The organism is Pseudoduganella buxea (genome assembly GCF_009720835.1).
GTDB lineage: Bacteria > Pseudomonadota > Gammaproteobacteria > Burkholderiales > Burkholderiaceae_D > Rugamonas > Rugamonas buxea.
Genome location: NZ_WNKZ01000032.1, coordinates 1 through 25,319, shown reverse-complemented (window position 1 = coordinate 25,319; position 25,319 = coordinate 1). Strand labels below are relative to the sequence as shown.

General features: G+C 66.6%; 29 protein-coding genes. 6 read left to right on the top strand and 23 right to left on the bottom strand.

What is annotated here, in order from left to right; genetic code table 11:
- Positions 1–21 precede the first annotated feature (21 nt).
- From GM672_RS12785 to mltG, 7 genes are all read right to left on the bottom strand, one after another.
- Entirely contained in the window at positions 22–726 is a 705-nt protein-coding gene (locus GM672_RS12785) for an ankyrin repeat domain-containing protein (protein ID WP_155470912.1), read from the bottom strand.
- Positions 726–1,508, bottom strand: coding sequence for a TatD family hydrolase (locus tag GM672_RS12780; protein WP_155470911.1), 783 nt, complete (start codon positions 1,506–1,508; stop codon positions 726–728). Before GM672_RS12780 ends, GM672_RS12785 begins: the two co-directional genes overlap by 1 nt.
- 109 nt (positions 1,509–1,617) lie before the next feature.
- Positions 1,618–2,148 (bottom strand): GNAT family N-acetyltransferase, encoded by a 531-nt coding sequence (locus GM672_RS12775; protein WP_155470910.1) that lies wholly within the window; start codon positions 2,146–2,148, stop codon positions 1,618–1,620.
- A 25-nt stretch (positions 2,149–2,173) separates the two neighbouring features.
- On the bottom strand, positions 2,174–2,566 hold the full coding sequence (locus GM672_RS12770) for a PilZ domain-containing protein (protein WP_155470909.1): 393 nt from the start codon (positions 2,564–2,566) through the stop codon (positions 2,174–2,176).
- A 28-nt stretch (positions 2,567–2,594) separates the two neighbouring features.
- Positions 2,595–3,611 carry a DNA polymerase III subunit delta' gene (locus GM672_RS12765; RefSeq protein ID WP_155470946.1) on the bottom strand — a complete coding sequence of 339 codons (1,017 nt, stop codon included), beginning with the start codon at positions 3,609–3,611 and terminating at the stop codon, positions 2,595–2,597.
- A 20-nt stretch (positions 3,612–3,631) separates the two neighbouring features.
- Positions 3,632–4,258 carry a dTMP kinase gene (gene tmk / locus GM672_RS12760; protein ID WP_155470908.1) on the bottom strand — a complete coding sequence of 209 codons (627 nt, stop codon included), beginning with the start codon at positions 4,256–4,258 and terminating at the stop codon, positions 3,632–3,634.
- Entirely contained in the window at positions 4,255–5,244 is a 990-nt protein-coding gene (gene mltG, locus GM672_RS12755) for an endolytic transglycosylase MltG (RefSeq protein ID WP_155470907.1), read from the bottom strand. The genes tmk and mltG overlap by 4 nt, the downstream gene beginning before the upstream one ends.
- A 140-nt stretch (positions 5,245–5,384) precedes the next feature.
- Here mltG and ygfZ point away from each other — a divergent pair, with 140 nt between their 5' ends.
- From ygfZ to GM672_RS12740, 3 genes are read left to right on the top strand one after another with little or no spacing between them, the layout of a single operon-like run.
- On the top strand, positions 5,385–6,392 hold the full coding sequence (ygfZ, locus tag GM672_RS12750) for a CAF17-like 4Fe-4S cluster assembly/insertion protein YgfZ (protein WP_155470906.1): 1,008 nt from the start codon (positions 5,385–5,387) through the stop codon (positions 6,390–6,392).
- On the top strand, positions 6,392–6,679 hold the full coding sequence (locus GM672_RS12745; RefSeq protein WP_155470905.1) for a DUF4936 family protein: 288 nt from the start codon (positions 6,392–6,394) through the stop codon (positions 6,677–6,679). The genes ygfZ and GM672_RS12745 overlap by 1 nt, the downstream gene beginning before the upstream one ends.
- Positions 6,679–7,503, top strand: a complete 825-nt coding sequence (locus GM672_RS12740) for an NRDE family protein (protein ID WP_155470904.1) — start codon at positions 6,679–6,681, stop codon at positions 7,501–7,503. Before GM672_RS12745 ends, GM672_RS12740 begins: the two co-directional genes overlap by 1 nt.
- Before the next feature lie 40 nt (positions 7,504–7,543).
- Here the strand turns inward: GM672_RS12740 and nfsB are convergent, their stop codons facing one another.
- From nfsB to GM672_RS12725, 3 genes are read right to left on the bottom strand one after another with little or no spacing between them, the layout of a single operon-like run.
- The gene (gene nfsB / locus GM672_RS12735; protein ID WP_155470903.1) at positions 7,544–8,197 is read right to left on the bottom strand and encodes an oxygen-insensitive NAD(P)H nitroreductase; all 654 of its coding nucleotides are present in this window, start codon (positions 8,195–8,197) and stop codon (positions 7,544–7,546) included.
- Between the two features lie 29 nt (positions 8,198–8,226).
- On the bottom strand, positions 8,227–9,354 hold the full coding sequence (locus GM672_RS12730; protein ID WP_155470902.1) for an L-dopachrome tautomerase-related protein: 1,128 nt from the start codon (positions 9,352–9,354) through the stop codon (positions 8,227–8,229).
- Positions 9,355–9,364: 10 nt separating this feature from the next.
- The gene (locus tag GM672_RS12725) at positions 9,365–10,372 is read right to left on the bottom strand and encodes a zinc-binding alcohol dehydrogenase family protein (protein ID WP_155470901.1); all 1,008 of its coding nucleotides are present in this window, start codon (positions 10,370–10,372) and stop codon (positions 9,365–9,367) included.
- Positions 10,373–10,474: 102 nt separating this feature from the next.
- On the opposite strand from GM672_RS12725, the gene GM672_RS12720 reads away from it, so the two are divergent.
- Positions 10,475–11,380, top strand: a complete 906-nt coding sequence (locus GM672_RS12720) for a LysR family transcriptional regulator (protein ID WP_155470900.1) — start codon at positions 10,475–10,477, stop codon at positions 11,378–11,380.
- Between the two features lie 16 nt (positions 11,381–11,396).
- Here the strand turns inward: GM672_RS12720 and GM672_RS12715 are convergent, their stop codons facing one another.
- From GM672_RS12715 to GM672_RS12695, 5 genes are read right to left on the bottom strand one after another with little or no spacing between them, the layout of a single operon-like run.
- A complete protein-coding gene (locus GM672_RS12715; RefSeq protein ID WP_155470899.1) occupies positions 11,397–11,825 on the bottom strand; it encodes a GNAT family N-acetyltransferase in 429 nt (142 codons plus the stop codon).
- 51 nt (positions 11,826–11,876) lie between these two features.
- The gene (curA, locus tag GM672_RS12710; protein WP_155470898.1) at positions 11,877–12,875 is read right to left on the bottom strand and encodes an NADPH-dependent curcumin/dihydrocurcumin reductase; all 999 of its coding nucleotides are present in this window, start codon (positions 12,873–12,875) and stop codon (positions 11,877–11,879) included.
- Between the two features lie 28 nt (positions 12,876–12,903).
- Positions 12,904–13,692, bottom strand: a complete 789-nt coding sequence (locus GM672_RS12705; RefSeq protein WP_155470945.1) for an SDR family oxidoreductase — start codon at positions 13,690–13,692, stop codon at positions 12,904–12,906.
- Positions 13,692–13,997: a Dabb family protein gene (locus GM672_RS12700; RefSeq protein WP_170300045.1), complete on the bottom strand. Its 306-nt coding sequence runs from the start codon at positions 13,995–13,997 to the stop codon at positions 13,692–13,694. The genes GM672_RS12705 and GM672_RS12700 overlap by 1 nt, the downstream gene beginning before the upstream one ends.
- 31 nt (positions 13,998–14,028) lie before the next feature.
- A complete protein-coding gene (locus GM672_RS12695; RefSeq protein ID WP_155470896.1) occupies positions 14,029–15,207 on the bottom strand; it encodes an acetyl-CoA C-acyltransferase in 1,179 nt (392 codons plus the stop codon).
- A gap of 245 nt (positions 15,208–15,452) precedes the next feature.
- Between GM672_RS12695 and GM672_RS12690 the strand changes: the two genes are divergently transcribed.
- The gene (locus GM672_RS12690; RefSeq protein ID WP_155470895.1) at positions 15,453–17,165 is read left to right on the top strand and encodes an MFS transporter; all 1,713 of its coding nucleotides are present in this window, start codon (positions 15,453–15,455) and stop codon (positions 17,163–17,165) included.
- Positions 17,166–17,272: 107 nt separating this feature from the next.
- On the opposite strand, the gene nadC is transcribed toward GM672_RS12690, so the two are convergent.
- From nadC to queE, 8 genes are all read right to left on the bottom strand, one after another.
- Complete coding sequence (nadC, locus tag GM672_RS12685) at positions 17,273–18,163, bottom strand: carboxylating nicotinate-nucleotide diphosphorylase (RefSeq protein WP_155470894.1); 891 nt, start codon at positions 18,161–18,163, stop codon at positions 17,273–17,275.
- Positions 18,164–18,184: 21 nt separating this feature from the next.
- Positions 18,185–19,297, bottom strand: coding sequence for a quinolinate synthase NadA (gene nadA, locus GM672_RS12680; protein WP_155470944.1), 1,113 nt, complete (start codon positions 19,295–19,297; stop codon positions 18,185–18,187).
- Between the two features lie 53 nt (positions 19,298–19,350).
- Positions 19,351–20,949: an ABC-F family ATPase gene (locus tag GM672_RS12675; protein ID WP_170300044.1), complete on the bottom strand. Its 1,599-nt coding sequence runs from the start codon at positions 20,947–20,949 to the stop codon at positions 19,351–19,353.
- A gap of 62 nt (positions 20,950–21,011) precedes the next feature.
- Positions 21,012–22,316 carry an NAD(P)/FAD-dependent oxidoreductase gene (locus tag GM672_RS12670; RefSeq protein ID WP_155470893.1) on the bottom strand — a complete coding sequence of 435 codons (1,305 nt, stop codon included), beginning with the start codon at positions 22,314–22,316 and terminating at the stop codon, positions 21,012–21,014.
- Positions 22,316–23,251 (bottom strand): muramoyltetrapeptide carboxypeptidase, encoded by a 936-nt coding sequence (ldcA, locus tag GM672_RS12665; protein ID WP_155470892.1) that lies wholly within the window; start codon positions 23,249–23,251, stop codon positions 22,316–22,318. Before ldcA ends, GM672_RS12670 begins: the two co-directional genes overlap by 1 nt.
- Positions 23,252–23,307: 56 nt before the next feature.
- Positions 23,308–23,781 (bottom strand): tRNA adenosine(34) deaminase TadA, encoded by a 474-nt coding sequence (tadA, locus tag GM672_RS12660; protein ID WP_155470942.1) that lies wholly within the window; start codon positions 23,779–23,781, stop codon positions 23,308–23,310.
- Between the two features lie 43 nt (positions 23,782–23,824).
- Positions 23,825–24,271: a 6-carboxytetrahydropterin synthase QueD gene (gene queD / locus GM672_RS12655; RefSeq protein ID WP_155470891.1), complete on the bottom strand. Its 447-nt coding sequence runs from the start codon at positions 24,269–24,271 to the stop codon at positions 23,825–23,827.
- Positions 24,272–24,297: 26 nt separating this feature from the next.
- Positions 24,298–24,933 (bottom strand): 7-carboxy-7-deazaguanine synthase, encoded by a 636-nt coding sequence (gene queE, locus GM672_RS12650; protein ID WP_170300043.1) that lies wholly within the window; start codon positions 24,931–24,933, stop codon positions 24,298–24,300.
- A gap of 192 nt (positions 24,934–25,125) precedes the next feature.
- Here queE and GM672_RS12645 point away from each other — a divergent pair.
- On the top strand, positions 25,126–25,319 hold a 194-nt coding region (locus GM672_RS12645; RefSeq protein ID WP_155470890.1), incomplete at its 3' end, for a hypothetical protein.

Below are 25,319 nucleotides of genomic sequence, written 5' to 3'. Positions count from 1 at the left end.
TTCGAACGATGGCCAGCGGCCCTAGCGCTTGCCGCCCCTGGCCGCCAGGTGCTTGCGGATGGCTTCGGCGATCCACGGCTTGTCCGCCTTCTCGGCCATTTCCGCGGCCGTCAGCTTGAAGCCGCTGTCGCGCAAGGTGGCGTCGGCGCCCTCTTCCAGCAGCACTTTCACCGCCTCTTCCTGGCCTTCCCGGGCCGCCAGCATCAGCGGGGTCACCTTGGTGGGCGATTCGGCGTCGATATACGCATGCTGTTCGAGCAGGTAGCGCAGGATGTCGATATCGCCGGCGGCAGCGGCGTAATGCAGGGCCGTGAAGCCGGGCCGGTTGACCTGGGCGCCCTTGGCGACGAGTTTCTCGACGGCGGCCTTGTTCTTGCGGAAGGCCGCCATCATCAGGGCCGTGTTGCCGTTGTCCGCCTGGGCGTCCAGCGCGATCTTCGGCTGCGCCAGCAGCAGCTCGAACACGTTCATCGCATCATAGCGCAGGGCCGTGATGAGGGCTGTTTCGCCACGTTCGGGCTCGCGCAGGTTCGGGTCCAGCCCACGCGCCAGCAGGGGCTTGATGCGGCGCGCGTCATCCACCTGGGCGGCGCGGAAGAAGGTCACGGCGTCCGCCTCGCTGGCCTGGCCGGGCGCGGCGTGGACGTGGGGCGCCGTCCCAAACGACGCAATGGCGATGGCGATGGCCGCGAGCCGGCGGCGGATCAATCGAAGGCGCAGTCCCATCAGGCTTGCGCTCCGCTGAACAGCTTGAAGAAGTTGGCCGTCGTTTGCGCGGCGACTTCCTCGACCGATACGCCCTTCAGCTGGGCGATATATTCGGCCACGTGGGCCACGTAGCCCGGCTCGTTCATCCGGCCCCGGTACGGCACGGGCGCCAGGTACGGCGAATCCGTTTCGATCAGCATGCGCTCGAGCGGCACGGCCAGGGCCACGGCCTGCAGCTCCTTGGCGCTCTTGAACGTGACGATGCCGGAGAACGAGATATAGAAGCCCAGTTCCATCGACGCCTGGGCCACTTCCAGCGACTCCGTGAAGCAGTGCATGACGCCGGCCACGCCGCCGTCGCCCGTGCCGGCACCTTCCTCGCGCATGATGCGGATGGTGTCCTCGCTGGCCGCGCGGGTGTGGATGATCAGGGGTTTTTTCGTCGCGCGCGAGGCGCGGATATGGATGCGAAAGCGCTCTCGCTGCCATTCCAGGTCGCCCGTCAGGCGGTAGTAATCCAGCCCCGTTTCGCCAATGGCGACGATCTTCGGATGGTTCGACAGCTCGACCAGCTGCTCGACCGTAGGCTCGGGCGTGTCCTCGTAGTCGGGATGCACGCCGACGGAGGCGAAGATATTCGGATACTGTTCTGCCAGCGCAAGCACGCGGGGGAAGTCCGGCAGGTCGACGGACACGCACAAGGCGTGCGTGACGCCGTTCTCCGCCATCTTGGCGCGCAGTTCAGGCATCCGGGCTGCCAGCTCCGGAAAATCGATATGGCAGTGTGAGTCGATAAACATGGGGCGATTGTAACAGTTGCCCGAAAAATGGGGACAGACCCCATTTTTCTGGCAACTATTGCTTTAAAACAGGGGACTGTCTCCGGTTTTTCGCCGGTCTTCCATCGCCCTACGCCACGCGCTTGCCGAGGATGATCAGGTCGCGCTCGACGCCGTCCAGGTTGGCCACCTTGGGGAAATTGGCCCACTGTTCGAAGCCGAACTTCCTGAACAGGGCCAGGCTGGCGCCGTTGTGGCCGAAGATGAAACCCAGCACCGTGTGGACGGCGATCTTCGGGGCGTGGGCGATGGCTTCCGTCAGCGCGTAGCGGCCGATGCCCTTGCCGCGCCATGCTTCGTCGATATAGATCGACACCTCGGCCGTGCCGGAATACGCCGGGCGGCCGTAGAAGTTCGAGTACGAGATCCAGCCCAGGATGGCCGGCTTTTCCGATATGTCGCCGGCCGCCTCGATCACCCACAGGGGCCGCCGTTCCGGCTGGTGCTCGTGGAACCAGTTCAGCCGCGAGTCGACCGACACGGGCTCGGTATCGGCCGTCACTTCGCGCGAGGCGATGGTGCTGTTGTAGATGGCGACGATGGTCGGCAGGTCGTCGAGGGTGGCGATGCGGTGAACGTATGCGGTGCGGCTGTGGGACATGTGACTATGAGACATGTGGCGGTGATCAGAGGGTGTGGGTGGCGCGCGAGGAACGCAGGGCCGCGCCGAGGATTTCCTCGATGCGGGCACGGGTGCGCTGGCCCGTCTCGTCGTCCGGGAAATGGACACCGATGCCCTGCGCCTTGTTGTTGTGGGCCCCGGCCGGCGTGATCCACACCACCTTGCCGGCGATGGGATATTTCGTGCCGTCGTCCATCAGCGTCAAAATCAGGTAGATTTCGTCGCCGACCTTATAGGCCTTCTGGGTCGGCACGAAAATGCCGCCGTTCTTCAGGAAGGGCATGTAGGCCGCGTACAGGGCCGCCTTTTCCCGGATCGCCAGCGACAGCACCGTCGGCCGGGCCAGGCCCGGGGGCGGTGCGCCCGGCACGGTATGCGGATCGGGGCCAGCGCTCATGGACATCCTTTCAGGCAGGGCGGCAGGTTCAGGCACAGCAAGAGGTATAGTCCAGCAGCATGTCCTCGATGAACAGCTTTGGCGACAGCGGGTGGTCCGCCGTGGCGCGCCGCTCGGCCGTGCCCTTGATGGCGGCCAGCAGCCGGCTGACGTGGACCTTCTCGGCCAGCGCCTTGAGCTCGCGGCCATAACGGGGATAATACCGGATGTTGCCCGTCAACTTGCAGGAAAACACGTCGTACAGCCAGCGCTGCTGCCATGCCACCAGCGACGACAGGGGCACCTTCTGCAGCTTGTCGGCCGTGCGCAGCGCCCCTTCCACGCCGGGATGGGCCAGGTACTGCAGCAGCGCGTCGATCTCGTCGCGGTTGCCGGCCTCGGACTGGGCCAGCGCCGCCAGCGGCGCCCCGCCCTGCTCGCGCAGCCAGCTGTCGGCATCGGCCACGCCCTGGGCCTGCAGCCAGGCCAGCGCCTCGGCATGGGCCGGCAGCGGCAGGGCGAACTTGCGGCAGCGCGACAGGATCGTCGGCAACAGCCGGTCCAGGCTGTTCGAGGCCAGCAGGAACACGGTACCCGGCGGCGGCTCCTCCAGGGTCTTCAGCAGCGCGTTCGAGGCCGGCATGTTCAGCGCCTCCGCCGGATACAGCACCACCACGCGCAGGCCCTGCCGGTGCGTCGAGATGTTCATGAAGTCGGTCAGCGCGCGCACCTGCTCGATCTTGATTTCCTTCGACGGCTTGGTCTTGCTCTTCTTGTCCTCGCCCTCCTCGCCTTCGCCCGGTTCGTCCTCGAACGCTTCCGGGCGGATGCGCCGGTAGTCCGGGTGGCTGCCCTGCACGAACCAGCCGCAGGACGGGCAGGCGCCACAGGCATGGCCGTCCGCGCGCACGTTCTCGCACAGCAGGCCCTGGGCGAAATGCTCGATGAAGTCGGCCTTGCCGATGCCGGCCGCGCCATGGAACAGGATGGCGTGCGGCAGGCGCTGGCGCAGCAGCTGCAGCTGGCCCCACGCGCCCTGCTGCCATGGATACACGTCCGGGCGCATCGCCGTCTCCACCGCGCCGCTCATGCCGCCCCGGCCAGCAGCGCGGCCACGATGGCGTCGAGCTCGACGCGGATGGCGTCGATGCTCTGGCTCGAGTCGATCACGCGAAAGCGCGCCGGCTCGGCGGCGGCACGGCGCAGGTACTCGTTGCGGGCCGCCAGGAAGAAATCGGCCTTTTCCTGCTCGAAGCGGTCCAGTTCGCGGGTGGCGTCGAGCCGGGCCCGCGCCACGTCCAGCGGCACGTCGAACAGGATGGTCAGGTCCGGCGACAGCTCGGGGTGGACCCAGTTGGCCAGCGTGTCGATCTTGACCAGCTCCAGCCCGCGCCCGCCGCCCTGGTAGGCAAAGCTGGCATCGGTGAAACGGTCGGAGATGACCCAGGCACCTCGCGCCAGGGCCGGCTCGATCAGCTGGGCGATATGTTCGCGCCGGCTGGCGAACACCAGCAGCGCTTCCGTTTCCAGGTGCATCGCTTCATGCAGGATCAGTTCGCGCAGCTTTTCGCCCAGGGGCGTGCCGCCCGGTTCGCGCGTGCTGACGAGCTCCACCCCGCTGGCGGCGATCAGGTCGGCGCAGTAGCGGATATGGGTGGACTTGCCGGCACCGTCGATGCCTTCGAAGGTGATGAATTTGCCGCGTGAAGTCATTGTCTCTGGTACTGGTTGACCGCCCGGTTATGGTCGGTCAGATTGTCTGAAAACTGGCTGGTGCCGTTGCCGCGGGCGACGAAATACAGCGCGTTCGAACGGGCCGGCATCATTGCCGCCGCCAGCGACTGCAGGCCCGGCAGGGCGATCGGCGTCGGCGGCAGGCCGGTACGCATATAGGTATTGTACGGCGTGTCCGTCTCCAGGTCCTTCTTGCGGATATTGCCGTCGAACTTCTCGCCGATGCCGTAGATGACGGTGGGGTCGGTCTGCAGCATCATGCCCAGCTTGAGCCGGTTCACGAACACGGCCGCGATCATGGCCCGCTCGGACTTCTGGCCCGTTTCCTTCTCGACGATGGAGGCCATCGTCAGGGCCTGGTAGGGCGTCGTGTACGGCAGGTCCGGCGCGCGCTTTTCCCAGGCGGCCGTCAGGTGCTGCATCATGGCCGTGTGGGCCTGCTTGTAGATCTGCAGCTCCGACGAGCCTTTGGCGAACAGGTAGGTATCGGGGAAGAACAGCCCTTCCGCGTCCTTGTATTCGGTATCGAGCCTGGTCATCAGCTCGCGGTCGGACAGGCCGACTGTGTCGTGCTTCAGGCCCTTGTGGGCGGCAATGGCCTGGCGCATCTGGCGGAAGGTCCAGCCTTCGATGATCGTCAGGGTCTCCTGGGCGTATTCGCCCCGCACCAGCTGGTCGATCAGGCGCAGCGGCGTCGTGCCTGGCTTGAGTTCGTAGGAGCCGGCCTTCAGGCGCCCGCTCTTGCCCGTGGCCCGGGCCAGCACGTTGAACAGCAAGGGCTGCATCGGCACGCCGGCACCGGCGATCTGCTGGCCGGCCGCATGGGCACCGCTGCCTTTGCTGATGGTGAAGGGGATCGGCTCGCCCGCCGCCGTGATCGGGGCCTGGGCCCACCAGGCGAAGCCGCCTCCGGCCGCGCAGGCGGCCAGCACGCCCAGTGCTATCGTTCTTGTTATCAGTGCCATCGTCTTCGTGCAGTCCAGCAGGTTACGCTCCGGGAGACGCCAGGGGCCGGCCGTTTTGCGGCGCGCCCGGCGCGTTTGGCGCGGGATCTTTATAATGAGCCCGTAATGATAATGCTTTCATGGCCAAAGTATCCAAATTTATGAACACCTGGAATCAACTCCTGTCGCCGCAACAAGAATCGGCCACCCCCACCGCGCTGGCGGTGGGCTTCGTCAGCGTCATCACCGACCTGGGCCTGATCGCCTTCACGGGCCCGCAATCGGCCACCTTCCTGCACTCCCAGCTGACCAACGATGTCGAGCACCTGGGGCCGCAGGACGTGCGCCTGGCCGGCTACTGCTCGCCCAAGGGCCGGCTGCTGGCCAGCTTCCTGATGTGGCGTGATGACGAATCCGTCTACCTGCAACTGGCCCGCGACATCCAGCCGGCCGTGCAGAAGCGTTTGCAGATGTTCGTGCTGCGGGCCCAGACCAAGGCCCGCGATGCGTCCGACGAGCGCGTTGTTCTCGGCGTGGGCGGCGGCTTCGGCGAGGCCGTGCTGCGCACCTGGTTCGACGCGCTGCCGGAAGCACCTTACACGAAGCTGGACCATCCGCTGGGCACGATACTGCGCGTGGCCGACGCCTTCGGCGCCCCGCGCTACCTGTGGCTGGCCAGCCCGGAGACGGTGGCGACGGTTGCCGCGGAACTGGCGGACCGCCTGACGGTGACGGGTAACCAGGCCTGGCGCCTGTCCGACATTCACGCGGGCGTGCCCGTCATCACTGCCGCCACGCAGGAGCAGTTCGTGCCGCAGATGGTAAACCTGGAGCTGCTGGGCGGCGTCAGCTTCAAGAAGGGCTGCTACCCGGGCCAGGAGATCGTCGCGCGCAGCCAGTACCTGGGCAAGCTGAAACGCCGCACGGCGCTGGTGTCGATCGCCGATCCTGCCGTGACGGCGGGCACCGAGGTGTTCACGCCGGCTGACCCGGACCAGCCTTGCGGCATGGTCGTCAACGCCGCGCCGAACGGTGCCGGCGGCGTCGACGCGCTGGTCGAGATGAAGCTCGACGCGCTGGAAGCAGGCGTCGTCCATGCCGCTTCGGCGCAAGGCCCGGCCTTGCAGTTCCTGCCCCTGCCCTACGTGCTGGACAAGCTCGACGTGTGATGGAACAGGCGGACTTGTATATCTATTACAAGGTGCGCGACGCGGACGCGCCGGTGCTGCGCGAGCGCATCCTGGCCCTGCAGCAGTCGCTCGCCGGCGAGCACGGCGTCGCGGGACAACTGAAGCGCCGCCCCGGCAGCAAGGACGGCCTGCAGACGTGGATGGAAGTCTATCCGCGCACGGGCGAAGCGTTCGGCGAGGCAGTCGAGCGGGCCTTTGCCGGCACCGGCATCACGGCACTGCTGGCCAGCCCCCGCCATATTGAAGTATTCACGGATCTCGCCTGATGTGCCTTATCGTCTTTGCCTGGCAAGTGGTGCCGGGCGTACCCCTCATTGCCGCCGCCAACCGCGACGAATACTTCGCCCGCGCCAGCGCGCCGGCCGCGCCGTGGGAGGAAAATCCCCGCATCGTGGCCGGCCGCGACCTGAAGGCCGGCGGCAGCTGGATGGGCATCACCCGCCCGGACGGCCCGCTGGACGCCTACCCGGCCAATATCTCGCCGCTGCGGGCCCGCTGCACGGACGGCACCCTGGCCGCCGAACCGCAGGAAGGCAAGGCGCCATCCCGCTTCGCGGCCATCACGAACATCCGCGCGCCACAGGACTTCAATCCCGACGCGCCATCGCGCGGCATGCTGGTGTCGAACTTCCTGGCCGGCGAAATGAGCGCACGCGAATATGTCGAGCAGATCCGCGCCGGCGCCGGTGCCTACAACGGTTTCAACCTGGTGCTGTGCGACGGTGCCGAGCTGGTATGGTTCTCCAACCGGGGCGACGCGGACGCACGCAACGGCCAGCCGCTGGCGCCGGGCATCTACGGCCTGTCGAACGCCCTGCTCGATTCGCCGTGGCCGAAAGTGCTGCGCACGAAGGCACAGTTCGCCAGCCTGCTGTGCCTGGGCGCGCCGGAAGACGCCTATTTCGAAATGCTGGCCGACACCACCCGCGCGCCCGACCAGCGCCTGCCCGAGACGGGCGTGTCCATCGAACGGGAGCGCGTGCTGTCGGCCGTGAAGATCGAATCGCCCGATTACGGCACCCGCACTTCCACCGTCGTCAAGCTGTACGCCCAGGCACCGGCCGAGCTGCATGAGGTGGCGGTGGAGTAGGCAGCTGCCACCGAATCGACCCCGAATTGGCGGCGTGCCGTCAGATGTCGGTAAACACCACCTCATCCGGCAGCCGCGACTTGGGCAGCCTGGCGTTGAAGTCCTCGCCGCTGCTGTAACCCAGCGAGACGATGACGGTGGCGCTGTAGCCCTTCTCGCGCAATCCCAGTTCCCTGTCCAGCACTTCGGCGTTGAAGCCTTCCATCGGCGTGGCGCCCACGTCCAGGGTGGCCGCGCCCAGCAGCAAGGTGCCCAGGGCCAGGTAGGTCTGCTTCTCATACCACTGCTGCACGTCCTTCAGGTTGTAGCGGTGGATGTCCGTGAACAAGGTGCGTGCACCGCGGCCGGACTGCTTTGCCGCCGCGTTGACGAAGCGCCCGTCCCGTTCTTCCTGGGCCAGCAGCATGTCCAGGTAGGCCTCGTCGGCCGTCGTGCGGGTGGCCAGCACGATCACGTGCGAGGCCTGGCGGATCTTCGGCACGTTGTAGGCGAAGCCCGCCTCGGCGCTGCGGACGATCTTTTCCTTGCCTTCGTCGGTGGCGGCGATGACGAAGTGCCAGGGCTGCGAATTGACGGACGACGGGGCCAGGCGCAGCAGCAGGCGCAACTGGGCGACGATTTCATCGGGCACCTTGCGCTCCGGGTCGAAGGCCTTGACGGTGTGGCGCTGGGCCGCTTTCTCGACGATATTCATGGGCTATCCTTTGCAGTGATGGTTTTGATTCAGCGTGTCGGCGCCGGCGCCGCGTCGATCTTCACGCGCAGCAGGCGATACGGCTTGACGCGCAGGTCGCGCCCGCCGTTGAAGTTGGCCTGGCGGTGCAGCTGGTTGGCGACCACGTACAGGTAGCCGTCCGGGCCGACCGACAAGGTGTCCGGCCACAGCAGCTCCGGCCCCTGCGCGATGGTCTGCCACGTGCCGCCGGGCGTCAGGCGCCGCAGCGCATTGTGCTCGTAGTCGCCGCCGTAGACATTGCCGCGCGCGTCCGCTTCCAGCCCGTCCGACGCGCCCTTCTCGCCCAGGTCGCGCACGGCCGCGGCCAGTTCCGCTTCCGTGATGGCAGGGTCGCGCAGCAACCGCGTCGGGACGGCGAACAGTCGCCTGCTCGACAGTGCCGAATAGTACAGCGTCTGGCCGTCCGGCGACAACGCGATGCCGTCCGACGCCACCTTGAACGGCGCCGTCTTGCCGTCCGCTCCCCGCTGCTGCAATGGCTTGCCTTCCACGACCGGCGCGAAGCCAGCGTCGGCCGACGTGCTGCGATGTCCGCTCAGGCGCCGGACGGCCTTGCCCGAGGCCAGGTCCAGCACGATGATGGCGCCCGGGCCCGACAGCGAGGAATCGGTGACATAGGCCACGCCCGCACCAGTGCGCAAATCGAAGCGCATGTCGTTGACGTAGGTGGTTGGCAGGATCACGTCGGCCGGGAACACGACCGTCTTGACCACCTTGTTCGTCTTCAAGTCGACCGCCACCAGCTTCGGCCCGCCCGGCAGCGGGGCGGCGAACTTCGGTGCGGCCGTATCGAGCAGCCACACGCGGCCCTGGCCGTCGGCCACGACGCTCTGCACGCTGATCAGGCCGCGCTTGGGATCGCGTGCATCGGCGCGGTTGAAGGCGGCGTCCGGATACGCCACCGGCCTGCCGGCCTTCAGTTCGGCCACCGTGTAGGGCACGTCGTCGCCCCAGCGGGGGAAGTTGACGAAAATGCGGCCCGTCTCGGTAACGGTCACGCCGGTGGGCATCGCGCCGGTGAATTCGGCCACCCTTTCCAGTTCGGCGGCCGATGCCGGCACGGCCGCGCCCAGTGCGATGGACAGGGCCGCGGCCAGGGAAGTGAGTCGTCTCATCGCGATCCCCTTAAAAGCCGGCCAGCACGATCTTGCCGCGTGCCTTGTTCGATTCGATGACGGCATGGGCGCGGCGCAGGTTCTCCGCCGTGATGGCGCCGAAGTTCTCGCCCACCGTGGTTTTCAGCACGCCACTGTCGACCAGTTGCGCCACGCGGTCGAGGATCTCGCGTTGGCGCACCATGTCGGGCGTCTCGTACATCGAGCGCGTAAACATCAGCTCCCAGTGCAGCGAGATGCTCTTGCGCTTCAAGGGCACGGCATCCAGGGTGGCGGGATCGTCGATCAGCGCGAACTGGCCCTGCGGTGCCAGGCTTTCGACGATATCGGCGTAGTGCTGGTCCGTGTGCGTCAGGCTGATGACGATATCGACGCCGGTAAAGCCCAGCGCGGCCAGTTGCGGCGCCATCGGCTGCGCATGGTCGATCACGTGGTGGGCACCGAGTGCCTGCACCCATTCGCGGGTTTCCTGGCGCGAGGCCGTGCCGATCACCGTCAGGCCCGTCAGTCTGGCGGCCAGCTGCGTCAGGATCGAGCCGACGCCGCCCGAGGCGCCGACGATCAGCAGCGACTTGCCGGCACCGCCGCCCTCGGGCACCTTCAGCCGGTCGAACAGCAGCTCCCACGCCGTCAGGGAAGTCAGCGGCAACGCTGCCGCGTCGGCGAAGTCCAAGGTGGCGGGTTTGTGGCCGGCGATGCGCTCGTCGACGAGATGGAGTTCGCTGTACGAGCCGGGGCGCAGCAAGGAGCCGGCGTAGTACACCGCGTCGCCCGGCTTGAAGGCCGTGACGTCGGCACCGACGGCCACGACGACACCGGCCGCATCCCAGCCCAGCACGCGCGGCGCCGTCACGGCCGCGCCCAGGCGCACCTTCGTGTCGACCGGATTGACGGCGACGGCGTGCACCTGCACCAGCAGGTCGCGCGGTCCCGGCACGGGCGCCGGCAAGTCCATCGCGTGCAGCGCGTCGGCTTGGTCGATGGGCAAACCGTGTTGCGTGTAGACTATGGCTTTCATGATGAGTCCTTCGAGAATGAGTGGAGATGGCAGGATGATATGGCCCGGCGCGGTCCTTGCACAGACGGGTAATCGAGCAGCACTTTCACTGCGCGAGTGAAAATGGTCCGCTTCGAGGATCTTGCACTGTTCGTACGCACTGCCGCCTGCGGCAGCTTCAGCAAGGCCGCGCGCGACGCCAACCTGCTGCCCGGCCAGGTCAGCGCCGCCATCCAGAGGCTGGAACGGGACCTGGACATCCGCCTGTTCGCCCGCTCCACCCGCAGCCTGCGCCTGACGGACGAAGGCGAACGCTACCTCCCGTATGCGCGCGACGTCATCGACCTGCTGCACGCTGGCCGGGACGAACTGCGCCGGGACGACGAAGCCTTGAGCGGCACCCTGTTCATCGCCGCGCCGTCGGACCTGGGCCGCAACGTGCTGCTGCCTTGGCTGGGCGAATTCCGCCGCGCCCACCCCCGGCTGGACATGCGGCTGCAACTGTCGGACCAGGTGACGGACGTATTCCGCGACCCCGTCGACGTGGCGCTGCGCTACGGCGCCATGGTGGACGCCAGCTTCATCGCCCTGCCGCTGGCCCCGGAAAACCGCCGCGTGCTGGTGGCGGCCCCGGCTTACATCGAACAATGCGGCATGCCCCGATCGCTGGAGGAATTGAAAAATCATTCCTGCCTGCTGTGGCAGATGGCGGGAAGGCTGTACGACAAGTGGGTATTCCCGACGACCAAGGGCAAGGCGACCGTACACGTGAAAGGCGCTCTGGCCTGCGACGATGCCGATGTGGTGAGGCGCTGGGCCTTGGCAGGCGAAGGGATCGCCTATAAATCGTGGCTGGACGTGCGCGCCGACGTGCTGGCCGGGCGCCTGATCGTGGTGCTGCCGCAGCAGCCGGGCGAGCCGGCGCCGCTGCAGATGATCTGCCCGCACCGGCGCCAGTTTTCACCGGCCGTGCGGCAGTTGCACGGGTTTCTGAGGGAGCGCTGCGAAACGCTGGCCGGGCCCTTGTAGAGCCCGGCCAGGCGCGTCAGAAACCGTGCCGCATGTCGACGTGCGGGATGCCCGCCTCGACGAACTCCTCGCCAACGAGGGTAAAGCCGTGCGCCGTATAGAACGGCGCCGCGTGGGTTTGCGCCGACAGTTCGACGGCCGCGTGGCCGCGCGTGCGGGCCTGGGCCATCAGGCCTTGCAGCAGCGCGCCGCCGACGCCCGTGCCGCGGGCCCGGGCCAGCACGGCCATGCGGCCGATATGCCCGTCCGGCAGCAGGCGCCCCGTCCCCACCGGCACGCCGTCGCCGTCATAGGCAATGGCGTGCAGGCAGACGGCGTCCTTGTCGTCCATTTCCAGTTCGGCCGGCACGCCCTGCTCCCGCACGAACACTTCCGTACGGATGGCGGTGGCCTGCGCGCCCAGGGTGGCCCAGTCGCCGAAACGAATGGTGGTGGTGCTGCTCATTGCATCGATTCCGCTGTCGAAAACACGCATTGTAGACCGTCCTCGTTCAGCTCAGATCAGCTTGACCAGCTGCTTGCCGAAGTTGCGGCCCTTGAGCAGGCCGATAAAGGCATCCGGCGCTCCCTCCAGCCCTTCGGCGATGGACTCGCGGTATTTCAGCTTGCCCGTGGCGACCAGCGTGCCCAGTTCCTGCAGGCCCTGCGGCCACAGTTCCATGTGCTCGCTGACGATGAAGCCGCGCAGGGTGATGCGGTTGGTCAGCAGCTGGCGCACGTTGCGCAGCGGGATATCCTCGCCGTTGTAGCCGGCGATCATGCCGCACAGGGCGATGCGGGCAAACGCATTGGTGCGGGCCAGCGCGGCATCGAACACTTCGCCGCCCACGTTCTCGAAGATGGCGTCGATGCCTTTCGGTGCCGCCGCCTTCAGGTCGGCGCGCAGGTTGCCGGCCTTGTAGTCGATGCAGGCGTCGAAGCCCAGTTCCTCGACCACGTAGTCGCATTTATCCTTGCCGCCGGCGATGCCGATGGCGCGGCAGCCCTTCAGCTTGGCCAGCTGGCCGACGACGCTGCCGACGGCGCCGCTGGCGGCCGACACGCAGATGGTTTCGCCCTCCTTGGCCTGCATGATCTGCGTGAAGCCATACCAGGCCGTCATGCCGGGCATGCCGACGGGGCCCAGGTAGGCCGACAGGGGAATATGCGTCGTGTCGATCTTGCGCATGTCGCTGCCGTCGGAGACGGCCAGTTCCGTCCAGCCGGCCATGCCGACGACGAAGTCGCCGGCGGCATATTTCGGGTGCTTCGATTCCACCACCTGGCCGACGGTACCGCCGATCATCGTCTCGTCCAGCGGCTGCGGCGCGGCATAGCTCTTGGCGTCGCTCATGCGCCCGCGCATGTACGGGTCCAGCGACAGGTAGTGGTTGCGCACCAGGACCTGGCCGTCCTGCAGGGCCGGCACTTCCACCGTCTCGAGGCGGAAATTGTCCGGCGTGACTTCAGCCTGCGGCCGCGAGGCCAGTACCATGCGTTTGAATGTAGTCGTCATCGATGTTTTCCTTTGATTGTTCAGGTAATCAGACGGCGGAAACGCCGCCGTCGACAGCCAGGATCTGGCCCGTGATATGGCGCCCCGCATCGGAGGCGAACAGCACGACGGCACCCTTCAGGTCCTCGTCGCTGCCCAGGCGGCCCAGGGGCGCTTCTGCCATCAGCTTGTCGCCCATGGCCTGCAGCACGCCGGCGCTCATCTTCGACGGGAAGAAGCCCGGCGCGAGGGCGTTGACATTGATGCCGTGCGCGCCCCACTCGCCGGCCAGGGCGCGGGTGAAGTTCACCAGCGCGCCCTTGGACGTGTTGTAGGCAATGGTCTTCATCGTGCCCGGCGGGTTGCCGGCCAGGCCGGCGATGGACGCGATATTGATGATGCGGCCCTGGCCACGGGGGATCATCGAACGCTTCGCCACGGCCTGGCACAGCAGGAAGACACTGCGCATGTTCAGGTTCATCACCTTGTCCCATGCCTCCGCCGGCATGTCCTCGGCCGGCGCGCCCCAGCTGGCGCCGGCGTTGTTGACGAGGATATCGATATGGCCAAGCTTGTCGATGGCCGCTTGCGCCAGCTGCTCCGGCGCACCGTCGGCGGCCAGGTCGATGGCGACGGCGTGGGCCGCGATGCCTTGCGCGCTCAGTGCCGCCAGCGCCTCATCGAGTTCGTTCTGCTTGCGCGCGCTGATGACGACGGTTGCGCCCTGCTCGCCCAGTGCCAGGGCCATCTGCAGGCCCAGGCCGCGCGAACCGCCCGTGACCAGGGCCGTCTTGCCGGCCAGGTCGAACAACTGCTGCGTGGTGCGGACGGTCGCCATCATTGCACCTCGTAGTCCATGCATTGGCGGCCTTCACGCACGGCGGCGAAGAAGGGCTTCAGTGCGGCGTGTTGCGGGTGCACCTGGTAGGCGTCCAGCGCGGCCTTGTCGGCGAACTCGGAGTACAGCACGACGTCGTAGGTCGCTTCCAGCGCAGGGTCGGCCAATGCCACTTCCAGCTTCAGGATGCCCGGCACGATGTCCGCGCAGGCATCCAGCAGTTCCTTCATCTTGCGGGCGTTGGTGGCGCGGTCCGCCCCTTCCGCCTCGTCCTTCAGCTTCCACATCACGATATGCTTGATCACTGCGTCTCCTTCTCTATTTTTATGGAATTTCTTATACGACTTCGAACAGGCCGGCCGCGCCCTGGCCGCCGCCGATGCACATGGTGACGACGACATACTTGACGCCGCGGCGCTTGCCTTCCAGCAGGGCGTGGCCCGTCAGCCGCGCGCCCGACACGCCGTACGGGTGGCCCACGGCAATCGCACCGCCGTTCACGTTCAGCCGGTCCATCGGGATGCCCAGTTTATCGGCGCAGTACAGCACCTGCACGGCAAAGGCTTCGTTCAGTTCCCACAGGCCGATGTCGTCGACCGTCAGGCCGGCCTTCTTCAGCAGCTTGGGCACGGCGTAGACGGGGCCGATGCCCATCTCGTCCGGCTCGCAGCCGGCCACGGCGAAGCCGCGGAAGATGCCCAGCGGTTGCAGGCCCTTGGCGGCGGCGGCCTGCGCGCTCATGACGATGGCGACCGAGGCGCCGTCGGAGAACTGGCTGGCGTTGCCGGCGCTGACGACACCGCCCGGCAGTGCCGTGCGGATCTTGCTGACCGCTTCGAGCGTCGTGTCGGCGCGGATGCCTTCGTCGGCGGATACAGTCACTTCGCGCGTGCCCAGCTTGCCGGTGGTTTTGTCGGCCACGCCCATCACGGTCGTCATCGGCGCGATCTCGGCGTCGAACAGGCCGGCGGCCTGCGCGGCGGCGGCACGCTGCTGGCTACGGGCGCCGTATTCGTCCTGGCGGTCCTTCTTGATGCCGTAGCGTTTCGCGACGATTTCGGCCGTCTGCAGCATCGGCAGGTAGATTTCCGGCTTGTGCTCGCGCAGCCACAGCTCGCGGTACATGTGCATGTTCATTTCCTGCTGCACGCAGGAGATCGATTCGACGCCGCCGGCGGCATAGATGTCGCCTTCGCCCGCGATGATGCGCTGGGCGGCGGTGGCGATGGTCTGCAGGCCGGAAGAACAGAAGCGGTTGATCGTCATGCCGGCGGTAGTGACGGGGCAGCCGGCGCGGATGGCGATCTGGCGGGCGATATTGCCGCCGGTGGCGCCTTCCGGATTGGCGCAACCGATCAGCACATCCTCCACTTCGCCCGGCTCCAGCCCGGCGCGGGAGATGGCGGCGGCCAGCGCGTGGCCGCCGAGGGTGGCGCCATGGGTCATATTGAAGGCGCCCTTCCACGATTTGGCCAGGGCGGTACGGGCGGTCGAAACGATGACGGCATCAAGCATGAGTGTCTCCTCCTTGTTGGTGTGATGTTCTCGTTCGAGCATAGCACAAGGCGAAGGGTTTAAGCACGGTCGTTCACATTCTTCCTGGGCGGCTCCCGACATGTAAGTTTCGTGTAAGTTTCGTGAAAGAATCGCGTAAGTTTCGGCGCGCACAGTCGATCATGCCAACTTCATAACCGGGACCACCCGGATGGCAATCCAACGATCCGGAACGCGCGCGCGTTCCCATAACGGAGACAAAAAACATGGCTATAACATCTGGCACCGCGGACCCGCGGAACCTGGGGGGCAAGGGCGACGGCAAGGCGACGCCGATGACGAAGGAGGAGCGCAAGGTCATCTTCGCCTCCTCGCTCGGCACCGTATTCGAGTGGTACGACTTCTATCTGTACGGCGCGCTGGCGTCGATCATCGCCAAGCAGTTCTTCATCGGCGACCCCACCATCACCTTCATCTTCGCGCTGCTGGCCTTCGCCGCCGGCTTCATCGTGCGCCCGTTCGGCGCCATCGTGTTCGGCCGACTTGGCGACATGATCGGCCGAAAATACACCTTCCTCGTGACGATCCTGATCATGGGCCTGTCGACCTTCATCGTCGGTCTGCTGCCGAGCCACGCGTCGATCGGCGTGGCCGCGCCGATCATCCTCGTCACCCTGCGTATCCTGCAAGGCCTGGCGCTGGGCGGTGAATACGGCGGTGCCGCGACCTACGTGGCCGAGCACGCGCCGCACGGCAAGCGGGGCCTGTTCACGTCGTGGATCCAGACCACGGCGACGATGGGCCTGTTCATGTCGCTGCTGGTGATCCTGGGCACGCGCCTGGCCGTCGGCGAGGAAGAATTCGCGGCCTGGGGCTGGCGCATTCCCTTCCTCGTCTCCGTGCTGCTCCTGGGCGTGTCGGTGTGGATCCGCATGTCGATGCAGGAGTCGCCGGCCTTCGCCAAGATGAAGGCCGAGGGCAAGACGTCGAAAGCACCCCTGTCGGAAGCCTTCGGCCAGTGGAAGAACCTGAAGATCGTCATCCTGGCCCTGGTCGGCCTGACGATGGGCCAGGCCGTCGTGTGGTACACGGGCCAGTTCTACGCCCTGTTCTTCATGCAGCAGACCCTGAAGATCGAACTGGCCACGGCCAATATCCTGATCGCCATCGCGCTGCTGCTGGCCACGCCCTTCTTCATCTTCTTCGGCGCCCTGTCGGACCGCGTGGGCCGCAAGTGGATCATCCTGGGCGGCTGCCTGATCGCCGCGGCGACCTACTTCCCCCTGTTCAAGGGCCTGACCCACTACGGCAACCCCGCGCTGGAAGCGGCGCTGCAGAATTCGCCCGTCGTCGTCGTCGCCGATCCCGCCTCGTGCAATTTCCAGTTCAACCTGACGGGCCAGAAGAAGTTCCCATCGTCCTGCGACATCGCCACGTCGGCCCTGTCCTCCGCCTCCGTCAACTACACCCGCCAGGATGCGCCGGCCGGCACGGTCGCGAAGATCATGGTGGGCGGCAAGGAGGTCACGTCCTTCAACGCCGTCATGACGCCGGATAACCTGAACTTCGACAAGGCCAGCAAGGACAGGGAAGCGGCCTTCAAGAAGGAAGTGGGCGCCGCCATCAAGGAAGCGGGCTACCCGGCCAAGGCCGATCCGGACCAGATCAACAAGCCGATGATGGTGCTGCTGCTGTTCATCCTCGTGCTGTACGTGACGATGGTGTACGGCCCCATCGCGGCCATGCTGGTCGAGATGTTCCCCACCAAGATCCGCTACACGTCGATGTCGCTGCCGTATCACATCGGTAACGGCTGGTTCGGGGGCCTGTTGCCCACCACCGTCTTCGCGCTGGTGGCCTTCAAGGGCGACATCTACTACGGCCTGTGGTACCCCATCGTGATCGCCCTGATCACGCTCGTCATCGGCGCCATCTTCATCAAGGAGACCAAGGACCGCGACATCTACGCCGGCGATTGATGCCCTCACGCGGCGCCCGCGCGCCGCTGCTACAATGCAAAAGGCCACCCTCGCGGGTGGCCTTTTTTGCTTCAACCAGGTGCCTGACACCGCATTGGCGGTGGCGATCAGGCCAGTGCGCGGCCGACGATGCGTAGCGAAAAGTCCGTGGCGCGCACGTCCTTCGTCAGCGCGCCGATGGAGATGCGGTGCACGCCCGTTTCGGCAATTGCACGGACGGTGTCGAAGTTGACGCCGCCCGACGCTTCCAGCAGCGCCCTGCCCCGGTTGACGTGCACGGCGGCGCGCATGTTTTCCAGGGTGAAGTTATCCAGCAGGATCGACGTGGCGCCGACGGCGAGCGCTTCGTCCAGCTGCTCGAGCGTTTCCACTTCGACCTGGATCGTTACCTGGCCACCGGCGGTGGCGCCGACGCGCTTGGCCGACGCCAGCGCGGGCGTGATGCCGCCGGCGGCAGCGATGTGGTTTTCCTTGATCAGGATGCCGTCGTACAGGGCCAGGCGCTGGTTCTTGCCGCCGCCCACGCGCACGGCGTATTTCTGCGCCAGGCGCAGGCCCGGCAGGGTCTTGCGCGTGTCGAGGATCGAGGCCGTCGTGCCGGCGATGGCGTCGACATAGCGGCGCGTGGCCGTGGCCACGCCCGACAGCAGCTGCATGAAGTTCAGCGCCGAGCGCTCGGCCGTCAGGATGGCGCGGGCCGGGCCCACCATCGTGCAGACGGGCGAATCGGCCGTCATCACGTCGCCTTCGGCGTAATGCCATTCGATGCCGATGCCCGGATCGAGCGCGTGCATGATGCCTTCGAACCAGGGGGCGCCGCACAGCACGGCTTCCTCGCGCACGATGACGCGCGCCGTGGCGCGGCCCGCCTCGGGCACGAGCTGGCCCGTCAGGTCGCCGCTGCCGACGTCTTCCAGCAGCGCCGCCAGCAGGTTCGATTCGTAGGCCTGCTTCAGCGCCGCATCGAAGGGCGCGAAGGGATTGAGCAAGGTACTCATGATGTTCCTGTTGTGTTTTTATCAGGCCGGGCCGATGCCGGAGAACAGTTTCGCTTCCTGGGCCAGGTCGGCGCCCGGGGCCACCCTGGCTTTTTTCGCGGCCGCGAAATCGAGCATGCGGTTGATCGAGCGCTGCGCCTGGCGACCCACTTCCGGGTCGACGTGGATTTCGTTGCTCATGTTTTCCAGCACGTCGACCAGGTTGCGCAGGCCGTTCATCGCCATCCACGGGCAGTGCGCGCAGCTCTTGCACGTGGCGCTGTTCCCGGCCGTCGGCGCCTCGATGAAGGTCTTGCCCGGGGCGGCATTGCGCATCTTGTGCAGGATGCCGTTGTCGGTGGCGACGATGAAGGTGTCGGCGTCCATGCTGACGGCCGCGGCGATCAGCTGCGACGTCGAGCCGACGACGTCCGCCTGGGCCACCACGTTGGCGGGCGACTCCGGGTGAACCAGCACCTTCGCCTGCGGGTACTCGGCCTTCAGCAGGTCCAGTTCCACGCCCTTGAATTCGTCGTGCACCAGGCAGGAGCCCTGCCACAGCAGCATGTCGGCGCCCGTCTTCTTCTGGATGTAGGAGCCCAGGTGCTTGTCCGGCGCCCACAGGATCTTCTTGCCCTGCTCGTGCAGGTGCTGGACGATGTCCAGGCCGATCGACGACGTCACCATCCAGTCGGCGCGCGCCTTCACGGCCGCGCTGGTGTTGGCGTAGACGACGACGGTGCGGTCCGGATGCTGGTCGCAGAAGGCCGCGAATTCGTCGGGCGGGCAGCCCAGGTCGAGCGAACAGGTGGCGTCCAGGTCCGGCATCAGCACGGTCTTTTCAGGACTGAGGATCTTCGACGTCTCGCCCATGAACTTCACGCCCGCGACCACCAGGGTCTTGGCCGGATGGTCGCGCCCGAAGCGGGCCATCTCGAGCGAGTCGGAGACGCAGCCACCGGTTTCCTCGGCCAGGTCCTGCAGGTCGCCATCGACGTAGTAATGGGCCACCAGCACGGCTTCGCGCTCGCGCAGCAAGGTGCGGATGCGTTCCTTCAGCAGGATCTTTTCATCGGCCGGCACGGGGGCCGGCGTGCGTGCCCACGCGTGGGCGACACAGCTGCCGCCCTGCTGGTTATCTTCCAGCACGGGCATTTCATACTCGACGGTCTTGATGGGAATGGCGATGGCAGACACTAAGGTTCTCCTTAATCGATGCCCTGGCTGGTCAGGTACTCTTCATAGTTGCCGCGGAAGTCGACGACTTCGTTTTCCTTGATCTCGATGACGCGGTTCGCCAGCGACGAGACGAACTCGCGGTCGTGCGAAACGAAGATCAGGGTGCCGGCATACTTGTCGAGTGCGATGTTCAGGGACTCGATCGATTCCATGTCCATGTGGTTGGTCGGCTCGTCCAGCAGCAGCACGTTGTGACGGCCCAGCATCAGCTTGCCGTACATCATGCGACCCTTTTCGCCACCGGACAGCACGCGCACGGACTTCTTCACCTCGTCGCCGCCGAACAGCAGGCGGCCCAGGATGGAGCGCACGGCCTGGTCGTCGTCGCCCTCTTTCGTCCAGTTGCCCATCCAGTCCGTCAGGGTGGCGTCGGACGCGAATTCCTCGGTCGGATCCTGCGGCATGTAGCCGACGTTGGCGTTCTCGGCCCACTTGACGCGGCCCGTGTCCGGCTGCAGGTTGGCGATCTCGCCGGCGATACAGCGCAGCATGGTCGTCTTGCCGGCGCCGTTGGCGCCGATGATGGCGATGCGCTCGCCCGCCTCGACCATGATCGAGAAGTTCTTGAACAGGGTCTTGTCGTAGGTCTTGGAGATGTTTTCCACTTCCACGGCCAGGCGGTGCAGCTTCTTCTCGCCGTCGAAGCGAACGAACGGGTAGGCGCGCGACGAAGGCTTGATGTCCTCGACCTTGATCTTGTCGATCATCTTGGCGCGCGACGTGGCCTGGCGCGCCTTCGATTTGTTGGCCGAGAAGCGGCGCACGAAGTCCTGCAGCTCGGCGACCTTTTCCTTGGCCTTGGCATTGTTCGACAGCTGCTGGTTGCGCGCCTGCGTCGAGGCGAGCATGTAGTCGTCGTAATTGCCCGGATAGATCTTCAGGGTGCCGTAGTCCATGTCGGCCACGTGGGTGCAGACCTGATTCAGGAAGTGACGATCGTGCGAGATGATGATCATCGTGGAATTGCGCTGATTGAGCACGTCTTCCAGCCAGCGGATGGTGTTGATGTCCAGGTTGTTGGTCGGCTCGTCCAGCAGCAGGATGTCAGGGTTCGAGAACAGGGCCTGGGCCAGCAGCACGCGCAGCTTCCAGCCTGGCGCCACGGCGCTCATCGGGCCGTGGTGCAGTTCGATGTCGACACCGGCGCCCAGCAGCAGTTCGCCCGCGCGGGCTTCGGCCGTATAGCCGTCGTATTCGGAGACCTTGCCTTCCAGCTCGGCGGCCTTCATGTAGTCGTCGTCGGTCGCTTCCGGATTGGCGTAGATGGCGTCGCGCTCGGCCATCGCGGCCCACATCTCGGTGTGGCCCATCATGACCACGTCGAGCACGCGCATTTCCTCGTACGCGAACTGGTCCTGGCGCAGCTTGCCCAGGCGCTCGTTCACGTCGAGCATGACGTTGCCGGCCGACGGCTCCAGGTCGCCGCCGAGGATCTTCATGAACGTCGACTTGCCGCAGCCGTTGGCGCCGATCAGGCCGTAGCGGTTGCCGTCGCCGAATTTGACGGAAATATTCTCGAACAGCGGCTTGGCGCCGAACTGCATGGTGATGTTAGCGGTGGATAGCACTGATGAGCCCTTAAAACGGAGGTATGCAAGTAACCGGGCATTTTACCATTCTTCGCCCCGTCTTACAGCCCGCCACCGCCCTGGCGCCCGAGCCGTTCGCGGATCATGTCCTGCGCGATCCTGGCCCAGTACGACAGCTGCGCCGCCCCCAGCCCGAGCGGCCCGCCCACATGGGCCAGGCCCCAGCGCGCAAAGGCGCGCAGCGCGGCCGTGTCGCCCAGCACACCGGCCGCCAGCAGCTCGCCGCACAAGGTGGTGGGCGCCACGCCATGGCCGCCGAAGCCGCTGCCGAACCACGGGCCCTCGGGCAGCCTACCCATCTGCGGCATCTGGTGGCGGCCGTAGCTCATCATGCCGCTCCACGCGTAGTCGACCCGCGTGCCGGCCAACTGCGGATACACGCGCAGCATGTCCCGGTACAGCAGCCGCGCCACATCGCTGCTCGCGCGGTCACGCACGGAGATGCGCCCGCCCCACAGCAGCCGCCCCTCCGGCAGCGGGCGGTAGTAGTCGAAGGCGAAGCGGGTGTCGTAGATGGCGGCCCGTGTCGTCAGCGCTTCCTGCAGGCGCTCGCCGAGCGGCTCGGTGACCATCACATAGGTCGCCACCGGCAAGGTGGCCCGCGCCAGGCGGCCGTACAGCCGGCCCAGGTAGCCGCCGCCGCACAGCACGACATGCCGGGCCCGCACGCTGCCGTCGGCCGTCACCACGCGCCAGCCCAGGGCGTCGCTGCCCTCCACGGCGACGACCCGGCTGTGCTCGTGCAGCCGCACGCCGCCTGCCGCCAGCACGCGGGCCAGCCCCTGCGCGTACTTCAGCGGGTGAAAATGAAAGGCGTTCGCTTCGAACAGGGCGCCGCGATAGCGGTCCGTGCGGGCGATACCTTCGAAGTCGGCGCGGCTCACACCGGTCCAGTCCACGCCTAGATGGTCGAGCATGAACCGGCGGCGGGCATCGAGGGCGCCATCGCCGAACCAGTCGGCCAGGTACACACCGGCATGGACTGCGTCGCAGTCGATGCCATGGTGTGCGATGCGTGCGCGGATCAGGGCGACGGCATCCAGGGTGGCGCGGTACAGCTGGCGTCCCTGCTCCGCCCCGGCCGCGCGCAGCAGGGCCGGTTCGGCCAGCGAGAAGCCGCCGAAGACGAAGCCGCCGTTGCGCCCCGACGCGCCGTGGCCGACCGTATCGCCTTCGAGAACGACAATATCGCGCGCGCCCCGTTCGAGCAGCGACATCGCCGTGCCCAGGCCCGCGAAGCCGGCGCCGACGATGCACACGTCCGCAACGGCGTCGCCCGCCAGCGGCGCGTACGTGTCGCCGGCCGCCGTGGCCCGGTAATAGCTGGGCGGCGCGGCAGCCTTCATTACAGGTGCGGGTTGGCCAGGGTGGGGTAGTCCGTCACCGTCAGGTCGAAGCCGGCGGTATCGGAGACCAGGTGGGCCGTGCCGCCGAAGGGCAAGGTGCAGCGGTGGCGCACGTGGCCGAACGGCAGTCCGGTCAGCACGGGAACCGGCAAGGTCTCGCGCAGGTAGCCCACCATGGCATCGAAGTCGTAGCCGTTGTCCGTGGGCGCCAGCCGGTAGCCGGAGAAGTCGCCCAGCACGATGGCGCGCTGGCCGTCGAGCGCACCGGCGTAAAGCAGTTGCAGCAGCATCCGCTCGACCCGGTACGGGTGCTCGTTGACGTCCTCCAGGAACAGGATGCCGCCTTCCATGCGGGGAAAATACGGCGTGCCGGCCAGGTGCGCCACCATCGCCAGGTTGCCGCCCCACAGGGGACCGGTGACGTCGATATGCGGGTTGCCCTCCCCCTCCCCGCGTACGCGGTGGCTGGGGCCGCGCAGGCAGTCCCAGAACTGGTCCAGGGTGTACTGCACCGGTTCGTCACGGATGAAATCGTCGCACATCATCGGGCCGGCGAAGCTCTTGCGGCCCGTGGCGCGCATCAGGCCGAAATTGAAGGCCGTGAAATCGCTGTAGCCGACGAACAGCTTGCCGCTGTCGGCCATGGCATGAAAATCGATGCGGGGCAGGATGCGCGACAGGCCGTACTGCCCCCGCAGCGCGACCACGACCTGCACGTCGGGGTCGCGCGCGGCCGCTTCCAGCTGCGCCAGGCGTCCGGCATCGGTGCCAGCGAAGCGCTGGTGCTTCAAGGCGCTGTCGTAATAATTATGGACCGTGCAGCCCTGCTGTTCCAGGCGCGCGATGCCGCGCGCCAGCAGCGCGTCATCCAGTGCGTAGCCGCCCGGGGCGGCGATGGCGATGCCAATCTTGGTAGGGGGAGTTGCGGTGCTCAACGTGGTTCCGGCGGTAGATGGTGGAGTCCCATCTTACCGCCCGCCGCGGGTGCCGATCAAGGCTGTCCGGTGTCGGCCTGCAGCCGTGCGGCACGAGCGGCGGCGCGGCGGGCCGCGAAGAAGCCCCGCAGCAGCTCGCCGCACTCGTCGGCCAGCACGCCGCCGACGGCCTCGGTGTGGTGGTTCAGCTGGCCCGATTCATACAGGTTGACGACAGAGCCGGCGGCGCCCGTCTTCGGGTCGCGCGCGCCGTAGACGACGCGGGCCAGGCGCGCGTGCATCATCGCGCCCGAGCACATCACGCACGGCTCCAGGGTCACGTACAGCTCGCAGCCGGGCAGCCGGTAATTGCCCAGGGCCCGGGCGGCGGCCCGCAGCGCGACGATTTCCGCATGGGCGGTGGGATCGTGTCCAGCGATGGGCTGGTTGAAGCCCGTGGCGATGACGACGCCGTCCTTGACGACGACGGCGCCCACGGGCACCTCGCCCAGGTCCCAGGCGCGCTGCGCCTCGGCCAGCGCGATGCGCATGAAGTCCTCCGGCGCGGGTTGTACCGCCGTCGCCGCCGCTGCCTCAGTCTTCAAGGATCTCGGCCCAGCAGTTCGGCGTTTCGTGCAGCACCAGCTTGTGCAGGTGCAGGCCGGTGCCGTAGCGGTCCTTGAAGGCCGCCTTCAGGATGCCGAAGGCGACGGCGGCCAGGTTCTCGACGGTGGGAATGCGGTCGATGACGACGGTCTTGTGGTTCGGCAGCGAGGCCAGGAACTCCTTGACGGCGATATCCTTGTCGTAGACGAGGAAGGCGTGGTCCCACACGTCGACCAGGTGCTCCTTGGCGATGGCCTTGACGTCGGAGAAGTCCATGATCATGCCGTTGTCGGAGTTGCCTTCGGCCGTGATGACTTCGCCCGTCAGGGTGATCTCCAGCGTGTAGCGGTGGCCATGCAGGTTGCGGCACTGGCTTTTATGGTCGGGAATGCGGTGGCCGGCGTCGAATTCGAGCTTGCGGGTAATGGTCAGCATGGGGAAGTCGGTAAAGTCGAAAAAATTCAGGGAATGTTCAGCAGCTTGTGGGTCTGCAGGCTCAGCTTCCATTTCGGATTGGCCTTGCACGTGTCGATGGCCAGCGTCGTATTGAACGCGGCCAGCGGGCCATCCATGGGCTGGACGAAGAAATTGTCGAAGTCGAGGGCTTCGTAGTCCGCCAGGTCCTGGCCCAGCTGCGGGATGACGACTTTCAGTTCATTACCCTTGCCGACGACGAGCTTCGAGCCCACCTTCGGGCTGACGCAGATCCAGTCGACGCCGGGCGGCACGGCAATGGTGCCGTTGGTCTCGATGGCGATCGTGAAGCCGGCCGCGTGCATCGCGTCGATCAGCGGGGCATCGAGTTGCAGCAGCGGCTCGCCGCCCGTGAAGACGACGTACTTGCTGGCGGTATAGGAGCTGGGCCACAGGCCGTCGATGGCGGCGGCCAGCAGCGCGGGCGTGGCGAATTTACCACCGCCTTCGCCGTCCGTGCCGACGAAATCCGTGTCGCAGAACCGGCAAATGGCATCGGCGCGGTCGCTTTCGCGGCCCGTCCACAGGTTGCAGCCGGAAAAACGGCAGAACACCGCGGGCCGGCCGGCATGGGCGCCTTCGCCCTGCAGGGTGTAAAACATCTCTTTGATACTGTAAGTCACTGGAATTTCCTGGATGGCAGCCCCGCCGGGCCATCCCGGGGACGGTCGGCAACGGCAACAAATAAGGGGCAACCCTCAATTATAAGCCAAGCGGCGCCGCCGTGCGCGGCCTGCCGCAATTGATCCAGGCCAAAACCCGGCACGGTCTCTTCAGTTAAGGTCGTTGGAATTCAGATTTATCAGGGGCAACAAATGAAACTTCGCGCAGCCTGCCGCACGCTTGCTTATTCCGGTTTCCGCCGCGGTTCGATGCCCTCCTCCGTGCTGGCCGGCCTGCTGGCAGCCGGTACCGCGACGGCGGGCCCGGCCCTGCCGTGGTACGAACTGGGCGGCAGCGACGGCGGCGTCGCGGCGGCACTGGCGGCGATCGCGTGCGCCGTGCTGGC

What these genes read in the sequence shown, in the direction of transcription:
- tadA (WP_155470942.1), bottom strand. Translation starts at nt 23,781, where the DNA reads ATGCGCATCGCGCTGGCCGAGGCGCAGCGCGCCTGGGACCTGGGCGAG.
- GM672_RS12695 (WP_155470896.1), bottom strand. Translation starts at nt 15,207, where the DNA reads ATGCTTGATGCCGTCATCGTTTCGACCGCCCGTACCGCCCTGGCCAAA.
- GM672_RS12780 (WP_155470911.1), bottom strand. Translation starts at nt 1,508, where the DNA reads ATGTTTATCGACTCACACTGCCATATCGATTTTCCGGAGCTGGCAGCC.
- GM672_RS12785 (WP_155470912.1), bottom strand. Translation starts at nt 726, where the DNA reads ATGGGACTGCGCCTTCGATTGATCCGCCGCCGGCTCGCGGCCATCGCC.
- GM672_RS12775 (WP_155470910.1), bottom strand. Translation starts at nt 2,148, where the DNA reads ATGTCCCACAGCCGCACCGCATACGTTCACCGCATCGCCACCCTCGAC.
- nadA (WP_155470944.1), bottom strand. Translation starts at nt 19,297, where the DNA reads ATGCCCGTGCTGGAAGATAACCAGCAGGGCGGCAGCTGTGTCGCCCAC.
- GM672_RS12745 (WP_155470905.1), top strand. Translation starts at nt 6,392, where the DNA reads ATGGAACAGGCGGACTTGTATATCTATTACAAGGTGCGCGACGCGGAC.
- GM672_RS12690 (WP_155470895.1), top strand. Translation starts at nt 15,453, where the DNA reads ATGGCTATAACATCTGGCACCGCGGACCCGCGGAACCTGGGGGGCAAG.
- GM672_RS12725 (WP_155470901.1), bottom strand. Translation starts at nt 10,372, where the DNA reads ATGAAAGCCATAGTCTACACGCAACACGGTTTGCCCATCGACCAAGCC.
- ygfZ (WP_155470906.1), top strand. Translation starts at nt 5,385, where the DNA reads ATGAACACCTGGAATCAACTCCTGTCGCCGCAACAAGAATCGGCCACC.
- GM672_RS12715 (WP_155470899.1), bottom strand. Translation starts at nt 11,825, where the DNA reads ATGAGCAGCACCACCACCATTCGTTTCGGCGACTGGGCCACCCTGGGC.
- GM672_RS12720 (WP_155470900.1), top strand. Translation starts at nt 10,475, where the DNA reads ATGGTCCGCTTCGAGGATCTTGCACTGTTCGTACGCACTGCCGCCTGC.
- GM672_RS12670 (WP_155470893.1), bottom strand. Translation starts at nt 22,316, where the DNA reads ATGAAGGCTGCCGCGCCGCCCAGCTATTACCGGGCCACGGCGGCCGGC.
- mltG (WP_155470907.1), bottom strand. Translation starts at nt 5,244, where the DNA reads ATGGCACTGATAACAAGAACGATAGCACTGGGCGTGCTGGCCGCCTGC.
- tmk (WP_155470908.1), bottom strand. Translation starts at nt 4,258, where the DNA reads ATGACTTCACGCGGCAAATTCATCACCTTCGAAGGCATCGACGGTGCC.
- GM672_RS12730 (WP_155470902.1), bottom strand. Translation starts at nt 9,354, where the DNA reads ATGAGACGACTCACTTCCCTGGCCGCGGCCCTGTCCATCGCACTGGGC.
- queD (WP_155470891.1), bottom strand. Translation starts at nt 24,271, where the DNA reads ATGCTGACCATTACCCGCAAGCTCGAATTCGACGCCGGCCACCGCATT.
- GM672_RS12740 (WP_155470904.1), top strand. Translation starts at nt 6,679, where the DNA reads ATGTGCCTTATCGTCTTTGCCTGGCAAGTGGTGCCGGGCGTACCCCTC.
- GM672_RS12705 (WP_155470945.1), bottom strand. Translation starts at nt 13,692, where the DNA reads ATGGCGACCGTCCGCACCACGCAGCAGTTGTTCGACCTGGCCGGCAAG.
- GM672_RS12770 (WP_155470909.1), bottom strand. Translation starts at nt 2,566, where the DNA reads ATGAGCGCTGGCCCCGATCCGCATACCGTGCCGGGCGCACCGCCCCCG.
- GM672_RS12765 (WP_155470946.1), bottom strand. Translation starts at nt 3,611, where the DNA reads ATGCGCCCGGACGTGTATCCATGGCAGCAGGGCGCGTGGGGCCAGCTG.
- curA (WP_155470898.1), bottom strand. Translation starts at nt 12,875, where the DNA reads ATGACGACTACATTCAAACGCATGGTACTGGCCTCGCGGCCGCAGGCT.
- nadC (WP_155470894.1), bottom strand. Translation starts at nt 18,163, where the DNA reads ATGAGTACCTTGCTCAATCCCTTCGCGCCCTTCGATGCGGCGCTGAAG.
- nfsB (WP_155470903.1), bottom strand. Translation starts at nt 8,197, where the DNA reads ATGAATATCGTCGAGAAAGCGGCCCAGCGCCACACCGTCAAGGCCTTC.